The organism is Thalassotalea piscium (genome assembly GCF_030295935.1).
Lineage (GTDB): Bacteria > Pseudomonadota > Gammaproteobacteria > Enterobacterales > Alteromonadaceae > Thalassotalea_B > Thalassotalea_B piscium.
In genome coordinates, this window is record NZ_AP027362.1 from 3,497,557 (window position 1) to 3,510,739 (window position 13,183).

The following is a 13,183-nucleotide window of genomic DNA, read 5'->3' on the forward strand; positions in this document are numbered from 1 at the left end:
AAATTTATTTTTACAAAAAAGTAACAATAAGTTTACGGGGTTGTTTTTTTAAGAGCATCTTCAATTAAAAGTGTACAACAACCCCAGCAAATATACCGTTAAACTCTATATCAGTATATAGGTCGCTTAAGTCGTCTAACTCTAACTTCAATGCCCTGTAACCAAGTGTAAGATTAATATCAATCGCTAAGTTATCAACAAGCTCATAGCTAATTCCAGCTTGGTAATCGTATAGTGTATGATCTTTTATAGATAAAAAATTCCCTTCGGCAAAAAAGTTTAACCCCGTAAAAGGTAAGCCAATATTAGTGCGTGCATATAGCATAGGTACAATTTCACTGGTTGATATTTCACCTGAAGCCACACTACCATTAACTTGGCCCGTAACCATTACGGAACCGTCAAAGTCACGTCCTGTAATACCAAAATCAAATGATAAAAGGTCATTGTCAAACAACTCATAATACAAGGTGTAATCAACAAAGCTAACATCAAAGTTAGCTGATGCTTGGCTTGATTCATCGAAAGTTTTACCATCAAATTCAAATGGTGAATTTAAGGTTAACATACCGTCGGTTTGTAATGAGGTAGACGCAACTTTTGCGTTTGGAATAAAAGGCAATGGGTGCTCTACCGCTAACGAATAATTCATTTGTTGTTGATCAGCTAAATTAAAGTCTAACTGGTCATTACTGCTACCTAAAACGCCTTTGGCTTTTTGATCCCATACATTAGCACCAACATACACGCCAATAGCATCTGCATAAACGTTAGTACTACAGCCCAATAACAAGCTCGCAGCTAGAAGTGTTTTTTTCATTACTATTTACCCTTGACTTAATAAGTCATTTAAATCGATTAATCCCGCATTTGCGCGTGATATGTAATTAGCCATTACTAAAGAGTGATTTGCTAACATACCAAAACCTGAGCCATTTAAAATCATAGGGCTCCATATAGACTCTTGGCTTGCTTCTAATTCTCTAATAATTTGTTGTAAACTAACGCGCGCATTTTTCTTTTCCAACACTTCTCTAAAGTCTACTTCAACCGCTTTTAAAAAGTGCAATAGCGCCCAAGTGGCACCGCGTGATTCATAAAAAACATCATCAATTTTCCACCAGCTCGTTTTTAATGCCACGTTCGATTGGGTGTACGTTGACTGCGTTGCAACATTGTCGCCAGCAAGATCAACATTTAACTGCTCGCGCCCAACACTTGCACTTAACCGTTGCGAATAGCTACCTAAACGTTTGGTCACTTCGTGTAACCAATCTCGCAAATTATCTGCACGAGCATAAAATTGTGCTGACTGATTATTTGGATCAGCCACCTCTGTACGAAATTTATACAAAGCGTTAATTGCTTTTTGATATTCACCTTCTGCACTTGGCATTGCCCAGCTTTTACTGTCAATATTAAATTGTGGCTGAGCTATCTGTAGGTGTTTATTTTCCATTGATTGAGATTGAGACCGGCTAAACTCTTGACGCATTATTAGTGCTAAATCTCTAACCATTTCTAAGGCACCAAACTCCCATGCAGGTATATTATCAAGAAAAAATGACGGCGGTAGCGCATCATTCGATAAGTAGCCACCGGGCTTGTTCAGCAAGGTTTCGCTCACATGAATTAATGTACTAGTGGTTGTATAACCCACCACTAAAGTTACATTATTGTCTTGAGCATCAGCCGCCGCCTTTGCTTTTACATCAAACGGTTCAGGCTCAAAGCTCCAGTACACACCAATAAAGTACAAAATAATAATTAAAATTGCTAACAGCGATAAAATAAATTTTGGGGAAAGTTTAGCGGTCATAACGAACTCCTAATGGTGTTTATGACTATCTTTAGATAGCTTTTTAATACTGTGTATTGGCAGCACAACTTTTTGTGGTTCACCCTGTAAAAATTGTAATGTGATCGTAACATTTTCAGAAGCAACTAGTGGTTGGTCTAAGTTAAAAATCATTAAATGATAACCATAAGGCTGCAACTGCACTTGGCTACCACCATCAATGACAAGTTGCTGACGCTGACGCATACTCATCATTGAGTCAGTCATTACGTGCTCATGTATTTCTATTCGCTTGCTTACATCACTAGTTGCGCCAATTAATGTTACTGCACTATTACTGTTGTTCTTTAAAGTCATATAGGCTGAAGACACGTTTGTACCAGGAATAGTTGCTCTAACATAGCCTTCGCTCACCATAAGTTGCTGCGCCAATACGGGTAATGTTGTTGCTACCATTAAACTCGATACTATAAGAGTTTTATAAATTAGTTTTATCATTGACGCTATACTTCCTTAATAATTTTGTCTATGGTTGTAATGCCTTTATATTAACTAAGCTATTGGAAAATGGATAACTTAATTCTCTCAAACGAAAAAAATAACGTGTTAACAATCACTCTTAACCGTTTCGATAAAAAAAATGCACTGAACAAAGCCATGTATTCTGAACTTTGCCGCTTGTTCAACTATGCCGAACAAACCTCAGCTATTCATTGTGTACTGATTCAAGGTAATGAGCAATGCTTTAGCGCCGGAAACGACCTCGCTGATTTTCTTCAACATGATGGTAAAGAAGAGTTTGTTGCATTTAAATTTGTTAAGCAACTCGCTGCTTTTAAAAAACCCATTGTAGTCGCTGTTGCGGGCCCTGCTGTTGGTATCGGTACAACCTTATTATTACATAGTGACTACATTATTGCTTCTGATAATAGTAAATTTAAATTACCCTTTAGCCAATTGGGTTTGTGCCCTGAAGCAGGTTCAAGCGCTATTTTACCGCTAAAGTTAGGTCATAACAAAGCATTTGAATTAATGGTTTTAGGTGACTTATTTTTTGCACAACAAGCACTTGAGTACCAAATTATTAATAAATGCTGTAAGCCAGAAGAATTATTACCTATGGCTACACAGGTAGCTGAGTCTATTGCTAAACTACCACAAGACTCTGTACTAACCGCACGCCGGTTATTAAAGCAAACTAATCAGGCTGCCGTAGAACAAGCGCTTGTTAATGAAGCTAAAGAATTCACTCGTTTACTTGAAACTGATGACTGTAAAAAAATCATGCAGCAGTTTTTCGGGTAATTACAGCCTGGTTATTCTTTAAAACAACTTGGCGATAGTCACAAGGCAATACTACGCCTTAGGTGACATCGCCAAGTACAAAATTAAACTAAGCATACTTTTGCTTTTTTGGCTTATCTCTAACAATTAACCAAATAACGCCTGCCGCTATTAATATTGGCCAAAATACCCCTATCATCACCATAACCAATGAACCAACAACCAGTAGTCCTACAAAAATAATGGTGCCAAACACACTTAATATAATCGCTAATGCAGCAAACACTAACAATACTACCACTAAAGCAGAGATGCTGATCGCTTTTAAAGGCTCTATATGCGTTTCGTCCATGTAAATATCTACATTAAAAAACTCAATCAGACTTATGCCAAATACATAAGTTAAAAACAATGTCGCTGCAATTGCTAAACATAATGATTTGAAAAATGACATACTCTGCCCCTTTGTTAACATTTACCTTGTCGGCATCAGCAACGAAGCCACTATATAAGCAACACCCGTTGCTACCGGAAAAGTGATTAGTGCGAATATTGCTGCAACTCTTACTACAATTCTTGGTAAGTCATAATGCTTTGCAATACCTGCACACACGCCCGAAAGCTTTTTATGAATACTGTCTTTTGCCAATGTTTTTTCAATGCTATAACTGTGTTGGTATCTCATGTGTTACTCCTAAAATAAATTCCAATTTCGCTGTATGCTTAGCGCTCAAGATTTTCAGTCTTTCTGCGGTAAGCTTTAAAAAATACTAACCGTTAGCAACTTTACTTTTTAACTCTGCTAACTCCTTTTCAACACTTTCGTCTTCTTCCAGCGCTTTAAATTGACTATCTAAATCGTTATTCCTTGTTAAGTCGTACGCTTCCAACTCAGCTTCAACACGATCAATTTTTTGCTGATAGCGTTCAAATTTATTCATTGCTTCGTCAATATTGTACACATTCTCTTGCTCTCGAACTTTTAAGCGGACCTGAGCCGATTGTTGACGTAAAATTAAAGCTTCTTGGCGACGTTTAGCTTCAGTTAACTTATCTTGAATACTCTGACCATCGTCTTGTACTGACATTAGAAACTCTTCTAATGCTTGTAACTCAGCTGTTAATAATTCAATCTCTGATAAGGCTTTATGCTTAGCTGCCAGTGCAGCTTTAGCCAAGTCATCTCGTGCTTTACTTACTGCTCGTTCCGCTTTTTCTTGCCAGTTAGCCGCACTTGTTTCCAACACTCGTATTTGTCTTAACAGTGACTTCTTTTCAGCGATGTGCTTAGCTGCTGTTGAGCGTACTTCAACTAATGTTTCCTCCATTTCAGTAATGATTAATTTAATCATTTTTTCAGGATGTTCAGCTTTATCTAACATACTGTTTATATTTGCATTAATAATGTCGGTGAATCGTGTAAACATGCCCATAATAAATCCCCTTATTTATTTAATTCAGTTGGTGAGTTTGTTTTTATTAAATTGCTTTTTGCAATAACTTGTTCTTTATCATTCCATTGCGTGGCTGCCATCTTTGCCATTAAAGCAATATCTGCTAAATAAGATTTTTTAAGCTCTATTGCTATCGACTCAGTTACCTGTTGACCTTGAGCCGCAATAGCCTTGTCAATAGAAGTTAGAATCTCTTGGTCTTGAGCTGCAGCAGAAGTAGATACACCTAAACCGACTAAAAGTGGAATAATTGCTAATGTTTTAATTGCGTTTTTCATCATCGATATCCTTGGTAAAGTTAATTTGGTATTCATTTAATCATGAAGTTATCTTTACTATTACAAGTGACATGCCAACAATTAAAGTTTTCGTAAGCAACTGTTATTAAAGAAAAATAAATATTCTAAGTTTTTTTAACAAGATGTGGACATATTATGTCAAACCAAAAAATAGTGTATTTGACTAACGAATTGGTTAAAAAAACAAGTTATGGAATTATTAGGATCTGTTGACCTTTAGTTTCAGGCGATAACTAAATGTAAGATCAACAAACCCTAATATAAAAGGTAGGTTATGCTATTGGCAAATTGTGATCTGAGCCCCATTCGCTCCATGAACCATCATAAACACTAACTGATTCAAATCCGGAAATTTCTGCTGCTAATGCCAATATACAAGCAGTTACACCAGAGCCACATGACATTACTAATTGCTTATCTTTACTAGCGTGTGTTAATAAAAGCTGGCTAACTTCACTATTCGATTTAAATAAGCCATTATCCAGCAAGTTACTATAAGGTAAATTTACTGAGCCTGGTATATGGCCCTTGCGTACACCTGCTCTGGGTTCTGCAGCCATGCCACTATAACGTTCGGCTGACCGAGCATCTAATATTGTTACAGCATTATCATCTATCGCTTTCAATACTTGATCCTTATCGCAAAATAATTGCGTTTGCCTTTTGGCGATAAAATTACCTTGCTGTAGTTGAGTTGAATCATCCGCACGGGCTGTTGGCAGCTGTAACTTCAACCATTGTGGTAAACCACCATTAAGCACATAAACATTTTTATGCCCCATCGCTTTAAACATCCACCAAACTCTTGCAGCGGAGAACAAGCCTAAATCGTCATAAGCAACAATAACTGAGTCATTATTTACGCCAATAGCCCTTGCCGCTAACTCAAATGCCTTTGCTGAAAGCATAGTATGAGGGCTGTTATTATTATGATCAGAAAATACACCATTGATATCACACCTAATAGCGCCTTTAATACAAACATCTGGCCACTTTGCATCAGGTAACGGCTGTGAACCAATAGGAGGAATACTCGCGTCAAGCACAAGAGTATTATTATCGGCAAGTATTGAATGAAGTTGCTCACAAGTTATAAGGGGGCTTTGAAATTTAGGCATTTTTAAGTTACCGGCATCTAATAGCGCAGACATTACCGTAACTATGCATGATTTTTTAGAATGAATAAAGAAAGGAAATAAGTTAATTAAGTAACTATTGTTAAGCGTTCAAATTACCCTCCCGCTTTTGTATAGTTGTAGTATTTTCCGCTTCAAACAAACTAACAACAAATGATACGACCAACATGGTTAATGCTGGAGTAGTTATTAATACACCAATAGTAATTAGGCTAAGCATACCTTTATCCTTTATAAATACGAAGAACAATTAAATTATCTGTTCTTATTGATCCGTAACATCAAGCTAAATTGGGTTTAATACCCTATAGGGTATAACCACCATCACTTTATTAGATACGTATAATCCCTTACAAAGGTTGTGCCATATTAACTTTAATTTATACTCGCTTGATTTAATTATGAATTTTTATTTATAGATTAAACAAAAAAAGTAAAAATGAACAAAAGCATGAATATATTTGTAATATTTACCAATTATTAGTTAATTAAACGCGTAAATTTTGCTTACAGTAAACAACGATAAGCAAAGTATACACAACAGCGTTCTTTAATTGCTTACCTTAGCGAATGCGTCTTTTAGCAGCTGACTATTCGCGCCTTCTTTATTCGCGTTTTCGCTTAAATAACGACGAAATTGTTTAGCTCCTGCGAGTCCATTGCATAAGCCCAACATATGGCGAGCAACATGCCAAACACGGCCGCCATTAGCAACATAACGGTCAATATAATCTGCCATTATGTTTATCACTGCTTCGCGCGTTAGTACTGCATCATTATCTTGCCAAAGTGTTTTATCCGCTTGTGCTAACATATAAGGATTTTGATACACTTCTCGTCCAATCATCACACCATCAAGGTGTTGTAAATGCTCTTGGCTTTGTTCAAACGTTTTAATACCACCATTTATTGAAATGGCTAAATGACTAAAATCTCGTTTAATTTGATAAACCCGTTCGTAATCTAACGGTGGAACTTCACGATTTTGTTTCGGGCTTAAACCGCTAAGCCATGCTTTTCTGGCATGAATAATAAAATGCTGACAACCTGCCTGAGCCACAGTATCAACAAAGGTATGCAAAAATTCATAGCTGTCTTGATCATCAATGCCAATACGCGACTTCACCGTTACCGGAATTCCCGTCGCATTTTGCATTTCACTAACACATTGCGCCACCAACTGTGGCTCACTCATCAAACAAGCACCAAAACGACCATTTTGTACCCGATCAGACGGACAACCAACGTTGATATTTACTTCATCGTACCCATACTGCTCAGCAATTTTCGCGCATTCAACCATAGCGTTAACATCGCTACCTCCAAGCTGCAATACTAAGGGATGCTCTTCATCGTTAAACGACAAGTAATCACCTTTGCCAAACAAAATAGCACCTGTAGTCACCATCTCGGTATACAAAACCGTACGCTTAGACAACACGCGATAAAAATAACGCGCATGACGATCAGTCCAATCGAGCATAGGTGCAACAGAAAGTTTATGAGAAATCATGTAATTGAAAGTATAGCCTTTGTAGAAAATGTGTTTATATCAAGCCATTAAAAAAATAACAGCAAAACTTTTCGCGAATTATACGGGTTTATGGGCGCTAAACAAAGAGGATAGTGTGAAGAGAAAATAGTTTAGGCTATTTTGCTACCGTGAACTTAACTTATTGCTAGCAACGATCATTTAATATCAAACGAGTAGTAAATATCAGCTGAGTTTTCTAGCCCTGATACTGTTTCTACCCACAATCGATTTAACAAATAGAACCTTACCGTTAGCTCATTAATTGGCTCCATTATGCCAATGCCATATTTAATATACACTTGCTCTCCAATATAGCCTGCAATAGAGGCTTGCTTGTCATCGCCGTCTATTTCAATTCGATTAATTAATGGGAGTTTTTCAATTTGTGTTAACAAACCAGAGTAGTTGGTAATCGCCGTGCCTAAAGCAACACCAATGGCGGTATTACTGTCGCTAGTTTCAGCATCTAAGCCTCGCCCCCTTACTAAATATGACAAGGTTTCAGATTGCTGCATAGTCGGCTTTGAAAATAATTTAATGTTTAAGCTATTGGCTAACCCTGTAGCTTCTATGCCAACAACAATGTTCTCTTTTTCGATACTTCGCGTTGCTTGTATTGAAACATAAGGGTTATTTACTGGGCCATTAAAAGCAATATTTCCTTTGGTCATCGACAAGTCTTGTCCATAGGCTCGATAACGACCTTCAGGAATTTTTAAACTACCAAAAAGTTGTACCGGTTGCTGTGGCTGCTGACTTATTTGTAGTTCACCACCAATGCGTCCAACAAACCCTTGCCCTTCAACCTTAAAAGCGTCCGCAATTAATACGCGAATATTAGTTAATATTTCAAATGGTTTTTCCTTGGCAACCTGTTCACCTTTATCATTAACAATAATTACGTCTTTGCTTAAACTTACACTGCCTTGAGGCAACTTATTAATCGATAAGTGCCCATCAAGCACTTCAATCCGTCCAGTTAATTTAAGTGCAGAGGCATTTATTTGCGCAATAAGGTGCGGAGAAACGGTTAAGGTGACGTCTGGCGGCACAGAAAAGTGTAACGACTCACCATCAAAGTTAAATTGCCCTTCAAGTTCATCCTTCCAATTAGCACTACCTGTTAAGCTTGCTGTTTTGTTATTAAGGTTAAGGCCTCCAGAAACAATAGCTTCCTTGCCGTTAAATGTAACCGCTAAATTTATCTCGTCTACGTTATTAATGTTACCCAAAATCTTAGTTTTGCCTTTGGTAAGTTTTACTTCACCATTAATTAAAGGATCGGTTAACTCCCCTGCTATATTAAGCTGGGTATTTAATAACCCTTCTAGCGACGAAAGCTCAGGGGTAAAAACTTGTAAAGGCGATAAGTTAAAATCGTTAATTGTTACATTGGTATCAACAAAACGGTAATCTTCAAGCGAAAGAGTGGTATTTGCACTTAGGATTTCTCGGCTATCTAAGGTCAATAAATTTACATTACTTAGAAAACTACTGTTATTAAATTTTATGTTCAATTTACCTTGCTGCCACGCTAATAAGGTGTGTAGCCCATCTTCTTTATCAACCTGAACATGCCCTTTATTAATAATAAAACCCGCATCAATAGTTGGCATGCTATTTTGCTGCCAGCCTATAAAAACATCACCCTCTAACGAGCTTTCTAAGCGCATATCATTAGGAATAAAAGATGTTAATAAATCGGTGTTTGCTGTTATAGCTAAAGCAAGTTTATCTTTGCCAAGGTTTAAGTGAACATTTTGGTTTAAACATAATTGCGCCCCTGTGCCAAGCCAACAATGCTTGTTCAGTGCTAGTGTCTTCTGACTATTATTGTAGATAAGATTAATTGGCTGATCAGGTTTAAACGCTTGTTTAGCTAACGCAAGCGATAATGTTTGTGTATCGATTTTCACCTGTTCATTAGTAGGTGAATACTCACTATCAAAAACTAAGTCTACAGACGAGTCACCCAACCAAGCTAAATTAATGTTTTGCTGATTATAATTACCACGACTCCCTAAATTAAAATCATTAATAAAGTGGTCACCCCAATTAATAGCCGCGCTAGTAAAAGTAATGTTATGCTGATGGTTGTTCAATGGGCTATATTGCACATTAAAGTTCACTTTATCACTAGCAAGTTGATCAAAAAGTATATTATCAACGCTCCCTTGCAAACTAACCTCAGGGTGTAATACTGGGCCCGAAATTTCAAAGGAAGCATTCAAGCCACCCTGTACTTGTGCAAGCAAGCTACTAATACTTTTTATATTAGTATGACCTTGAACATGCCAGTTTTCATCACTATAGCCTTCAATGTTAAGCGCTATATCACCATAATGAAGTACGACTTCGCTGGGTGCTAATTTACCTGTGTGGTTAACATCAATATTCGCTTTGGCATTAAGTGTAATTTGGTTAATTTCACCGGTAAGCTCAGAGTTAATAAGCTTTACAGACCATTCATTGTTTTGCCAGAACCCTTCGCTTTTAATATCTCCTTGAATTCGTCCCGACAATCGCTGATCTATGGTAGGGAGTGTTAAACCATTAGAGTTAAGCGTTAGATTCCATGAAATTTTATCACCCAATTGCAGCTTACCTTTTAGATTAAGCTTGTTATTTGCATTAGGCTCTTCAAAATAAAGTGTATTAATTTGAAAGTGTTGATCTACATAATCAGCATTTAATTCCAGCAATGCATTTTGGTAGCCAAAGCCACTAATATTGCTTTGCAAAGCAATGTTTTGGTGATTAAGGTCGCCCTCACTTTGTAATGATAGTGTTGATGGAGTAACCACATCCGCAATATCGTCAGGCAAGGTAAATTTAGTGACATCTGCTGATAACTTATAAGGTAAGTTTTCATTCGTAGCATCTATCGACATATTAGCTGTTAATGCTAATTCACCTTCACTACTGACCTTAGCAACTAATTGAGATAAGTCGCCCTGCAGTAACAACTGCTGATTGGTATTATTTAACTGTGGCAATAATGCTAAGTCGCTAACCGCACTGTTAAGTGTAAGGTCAACCCCATAAGGTGGTACAAAGTTAAGCTTACCTTTTAGCGCAAACTCTCCCACAGTGCCTATGGTTGATGAAAGCTTCTCAATAGATAATTGTGTTTTATGCCACGACAAGCGTGTAAAAGCATCTGATATGCTGAGTAATGAGTTCTCAGTACCTGTTTTTGATTGTTCTGTCACAGTGAGTGCTTTAACAATTAATGACTTTAACGATAATTTAAAGGGCAGGTATATTTCAGGTAACGTTGCTAATGGCCAAGCCGTATTAGCGACTACAGGCTTTACTTTAGCAGCTTCAGACTTAAGCAAAACAATATGAGCATTCGCCAACATAGAGTTTTCAATGGTGATCGTCATCTGTTTGGTCGCACTAATACTAACGGATAACGCACTCGAAAAATTCGCAAGTTTAATTGCCATTTTTTCACTATTAATTTGCGCTTTGCCTAAATAGAACTTTTTCATTTTTACAGAAAAAGGCAAAGTAAAGCTTACGGGAGCGTTAGGCTGCTCAACCACTGTTTCATTATCAGCTGAATTGTCTTTATGCATAGTCAATTGCAATGATGCAATACTTAACTCATCTATACACAACTGGTTTTTCCAAAAACACCGTAAATGCAATTGTAAACGAAGATCTTTTACCTCAATTAAGGCATTTTCGTTTTTAATAGTGAGTTGGCTTAACCTTAAATCATTTAAAAGCGCGCCACTTTCGTACTTCGCTTCGATAGGCGCAAACGCTTTTACAATATAAAACGATAACTGCGCGCCCCAAGAAGTAGAAAGCAAAATAGCAAAAAAACAGAGTAAGCCTGTCAGCCCCCCCATTAAGCCAAAACTAGCACGTTTATAGGTCATAGCTCAGACCCAATGCTGAAGTGAAGTCGCCATGAGGGAGTTTCTTCACTTAATGAGTAACCCAATGCAAGCCTAATTGGACCCAAGGGTGAAAGGTAATGAACACCGGTGCCAATAGAATAGACAAGATCTAACTTATCTATATTACTTACACTACCAGCGTCAGCAAACAATGCGCCACGCCACGTGTTTGAAAAATAATATTGGTACTCTACACTTGCAACAGCCATATTTGTACCACCAACAACGACTTGCTCTCCCTTATTCGGATCATTTGACAAGGTTACTTTAGGACCAATTGACTGATAATCAAAACCACGAATGCTTTGATCACCACCCGCATAAAAACGTAACGAAGGAGAAAGGTCTTCTTCCGAGTTTTTATCAACAATAACATACCCAACCTCAGCCCGTGCCACAAAACGGTGTCGTGGTGCAATTAAAGAAATATACTTCCAGCGGGCATTTAAACGTAAAAATGACGTCTCTGAAGCGAGTTCGCCATAACTACCTTCAATATTATAATACTGTCTAAACCCATGGGTAGGATCGAGTAACGGCCCTTTACGCTCAATATCAGACCAAGTAAAGCCGGGGATAAAATATCGTGCATCATCATAAATGCCGTCGGTACGCCACTCTTCTGTAAGGTATCTCAAATAAGGTTGACGCAAAACATCATCTTTAAGGTATACACGACCAATTTGAAGCGCTAGAAAACGACTAGTTAATCCGCCGTAATCATTTTTTTCCAACTCAGTTTGTAACTGCAAAATATCATTATTAGGGTGCGACAGCGGAATACCATAAATAAAGTATCCGGTTGGATTAATTTTTGAATAAGACAAGCGTGTTTCTTGTCGATGCCCATAACGATTAACTAAAGGGGTTTTCCAACCAAAAGAAAACCTTTCTTTGGTATCGGTTGCATAACCCAACCCCAAATTAAATTGGTGGCGTTTTGCTTTCACTAACGATACATCTACAGGTAATATATTGTCACTTGCTCCTTCAGTTTCAGGTCGAACAACAACATTACTAAAGTATTGTGTTTTATCCAGTTCATTTTGAAGACTTTGTAATAGCGCTTGCTGATAGAAGTCGCCTTCCTTAAAAGCAACTAACGGCTGCAGTACTTCGGGGTTTAAGTCAAAATCATTAAACTTAATTTCACCAAATTGGTAACGTGGGCCACTATTAAATTCAATAATAATATCTGCTGTGGCTAAATCTTTATTAATTGCAATATTCGACTTAATAAATTTGCTGTCAAAGTACCCTCGATCTAATCCAAGTGAAACCAAGTTAGTCTTAAATTCTTCATATTTTCCATGATGTAATATATCGCCAGAAACAATAGGAGCTTGTTTTATCATTTCCTCAAAAGCACTGTCATTATGGGCATCACCACGAATGTAAATGCTAACTTCATCAATAATAGTAGGCGCATTTAACACAACATTTATCAACAATAACCAGTGGTCTTCTTCAAGGTTTTTATCCGTAGAGCTAGTCACTATTGCACGATAGTAACCTAACGCTTTTAATGCATTTTGGGTTTGTTTTTTCGCGGTAAATACAAAAGCAGCACGCTCACTTTCAGTTTCTGGCATAGCACCTAAGTAAGCGTAAATGTTTTGGCTAACCTCACGAGGTAAATTATCGGTAACTTGAAGTGATAGCGTGCTCGACAATGCAAAGGGGGAAATTAAAATCAATAATAATAGAAAAAAACGACTATGCATTATAATAATTTGCCATTGAGCGTTAAAAAAACTAAGTAAG

12 protein-coding genes are annotated in these 13,183 nt (G+C 37.3%); 1 reads left to right on the forward strand and 11 read right to left on the reverse strand.

Going from position 1 to position 13,183, the window contains the following annotated elements; translation table 11 throughout:
* Positions 1–64 precede the first annotated feature (64 nt).
* Genes QUD79_RS15595 through QUD79_RS15605 form a run of 3 tightly spaced genes read right to left on the reverse strand, consistent with a single transcriptional unit; the run spans position 65 to position 2,296 of the window.
* Positions 65–820, reverse strand: coding sequence for a TIGR04219 family outer membrane beta-barrel protein (locus QUD79_RS15595; protein WP_184424251.1), 756 nt, complete (start codon positions 818–820; stop codon positions 65–67).
* Positions 821–826: 6 nt separating this feature from the next.
* Positions 827–1,819 carry a DUF2333 family protein gene (locus tag QUD79_RS15600; protein WP_184424250.1) on the reverse strand — a complete coding sequence of 331 codons (993 nt, stop codon included), beginning with the start codon at positions 1,817–1,819 and terminating at the stop codon, positions 827–829.
* Between the two features lie 9 nt (positions 1,820–1,828).
* Positions 1,829–2,296 carry a copper chaperone PCu(A)C gene (locus QUD79_RS15605; RefSeq protein ID WP_184424249.1) on the reverse strand — a complete coding sequence of 156 codons (468 nt, stop codon included), beginning with the start codon at positions 2,294–2,296 and terminating at the stop codon, positions 1,829–1,831.
* A 69-nt stretch (positions 2,297–2,365) separates the two neighbouring features.
* On the opposite strand from QUD79_RS15605, the gene QUD79_RS15610 reads away from it, so the two are divergent.
* Complete coding sequence (locus tag QUD79_RS15610) at positions 2,366–3,103, forward strand: enoyl-CoA hydratase-related protein (RefSeq protein WP_184424248.1); 738 nt, start codon at positions 2,366–2,368, stop codon at positions 3,101–3,103.
* A gap of 88 nt (positions 3,104–3,191) precedes the next feature.
* Here the strand turns inward: QUD79_RS15610 and QUD79_RS15615 are convergent, their stop codons facing one another.
* The 8 genes from QUD79_RS15615 to QUD79_RS15650 form a co-directional block, all read right to left on the reverse strand.
* Positions 3,192–3,536: a hypothetical protein gene (locus QUD79_RS15615; protein WP_184424247.1), complete on the reverse strand. Its 345-nt coding sequence runs from the start codon at positions 3,534–3,536 to the stop codon at positions 3,192–3,194.
* Positions 3,537–3,557: 21 nt separating this feature from the next.
* Positions 3,558–3,767, reverse strand: a complete 210-nt coding sequence (locus tag QUD79_RS15620) for a PspC domain-containing protein (protein ID WP_184424246.1) — start codon at positions 3,765–3,767, stop codon at positions 3,558–3,560.
* An 85-nt stretch (positions 3,768–3,852) separates the two neighbouring features.
* Positions 3,853–4,509: a phage shock protein PspA gene (pspA, locus tag QUD79_RS15625; protein ID WP_246454945.1), complete on the reverse strand. Its 657-nt coding sequence runs from the start codon at positions 4,507–4,509 to the stop codon at positions 3,853–3,855.
* A 17-nt stretch (positions 4,510–4,526) separates the two neighbouring features.
* On the reverse strand, positions 4,527–4,817 hold the full coding sequence (locus QUD79_RS15630; protein WP_184424244.1) for a hypothetical protein: 291 nt from the start codon (positions 4,815–4,817) through the stop codon (positions 4,527–4,529).
* A 290-nt stretch (positions 4,818–5,107) separates the two neighbouring features.
* Positions 5,108–5,986, reverse strand: coding sequence for a sulfurtransferase (locus tag QUD79_RS15635; protein WP_246454944.1), 879 nt, complete (start codon positions 5,984–5,986; stop codon positions 5,108–5,110).
* 535 nt (positions 5,987–6,521) lie between these two features.
* Complete coding sequence (gene dusA / locus QUD79_RS15640) at positions 6,522–7,484, reverse strand: tRNA dihydrouridine(20/20a) synthase DusA (protein WP_184424243.1); 963 nt, start codon at positions 7,482–7,484, stop codon at positions 6,522–6,524.
* A gap of 176 nt (positions 7,485–7,660) precedes the next feature.
* A complete protein-coding gene (locus QUD79_RS15645) occupies positions 7,661–11,398 on the reverse strand; it encodes a translocation/assembly module TamB domain-containing protein (RefSeq protein ID WP_184424242.1) in 3,738 nt (1,245 codons plus the stop codon).
* On the reverse strand, positions 11,395–13,143 hold the full coding sequence (locus QUD79_RS15650) for an autotransporter assembly complex protein TamA (RefSeq protein WP_184424241.1): 1,749 nt from the start codon (positions 13,141–13,143) through the stop codon (positions 11,395–11,397). Before QUD79_RS15650 ends, QUD79_RS15645 begins: the two co-directional genes overlap by 4 nt.
* Between the last annotated feature and the right edge of the window lie 40 nt (positions 13,144–13,183).

What these genes read in the sequence shown, in the direction of transcription:
- QUD79_RS15620 (WP_184424246.1), bottom strand. Translation starts at nt 3,767, where the DNA reads ATGAGATACCAACACAGTTATAGCATTGAAAAAACATTGGCAAAAGAC.
- QUD79_RS15600 (WP_184424250.1), bottom strand. Translation starts at nt 1,819, where the DNA reads ATGACCGCTAAACTTTCCCCAAAATTTATTTTATCGCTGTTAGCAATT.
- pspA (WP_246454945.1), bottom strand. Translation starts at nt 4,509, where the DNA reads ATGTTTACACGATTCACCGACATTATTAATGCAAATATAAACAGTATG.
- QUD79_RS15645 (WP_184424242.1), bottom strand. Translation starts at nt 11,398, where the DNA reads ATGACCTATAAACGTGCTAGTTTTGGCTTAATGGGGGGGCTGACAGGC.
- QUD79_RS15595 (WP_184424251.1), bottom strand. Translation starts at nt 820, where the DNA reads ATGAAAAAAACACTTCTAGCTGCGAGCTTGTTATTGGGCTGTAGTACT.
- QUD79_RS15605 (WP_184424249.1), bottom strand. Translation starts at nt 2,296, where the DNA reads ATGATAAAACTAATTTATAAAACTCTTATAGTATCGAGTTTAATGGTA.
- dusA (WP_184424243.1), bottom strand. Translation starts at nt 7,484, where the DNA reads ATGATTTCTCATAAACTTTCTGTTGCACCTATGCTCGATTGGACTGAT.
- QUD79_RS15615 (WP_184424247.1), bottom strand. Translation starts at nt 3,536, where the DNA reads ATGTCATTTTTCAAATCATTATGTTTAGCAATTGCAGCGACATTGTTT.
- QUD79_RS15635 (WP_246454944.1), bottom strand. Translation starts at nt 5,986, where the DNA reads ATGTCTGCGCTATTAGATGCCGGTAACTTAAAAATGCCTAAATTTCAA.
- QUD79_RS15650 (WP_184424241.1), bottom strand. Translation starts at nt 13,143, where the DNA reads ATGCATAGTCGTTTTTTTCTATTATTATTGATTTTAATTTCCCCCTTT.
- QUD79_RS15610 (WP_184424248.1), top strand. Translation starts at nt 2,366, where the DNA reads ATGGATAACTTAATTCTCTCAAACGAAAAAAATAACGTGTTAACAATC.
- QUD79_RS15630 (WP_184424244.1), bottom strand. Translation starts at nt 4,817, where the DNA reads ATGATGAAAAACGCAATTAAAACATTAGCAATTATTCCACTTTTAGTC.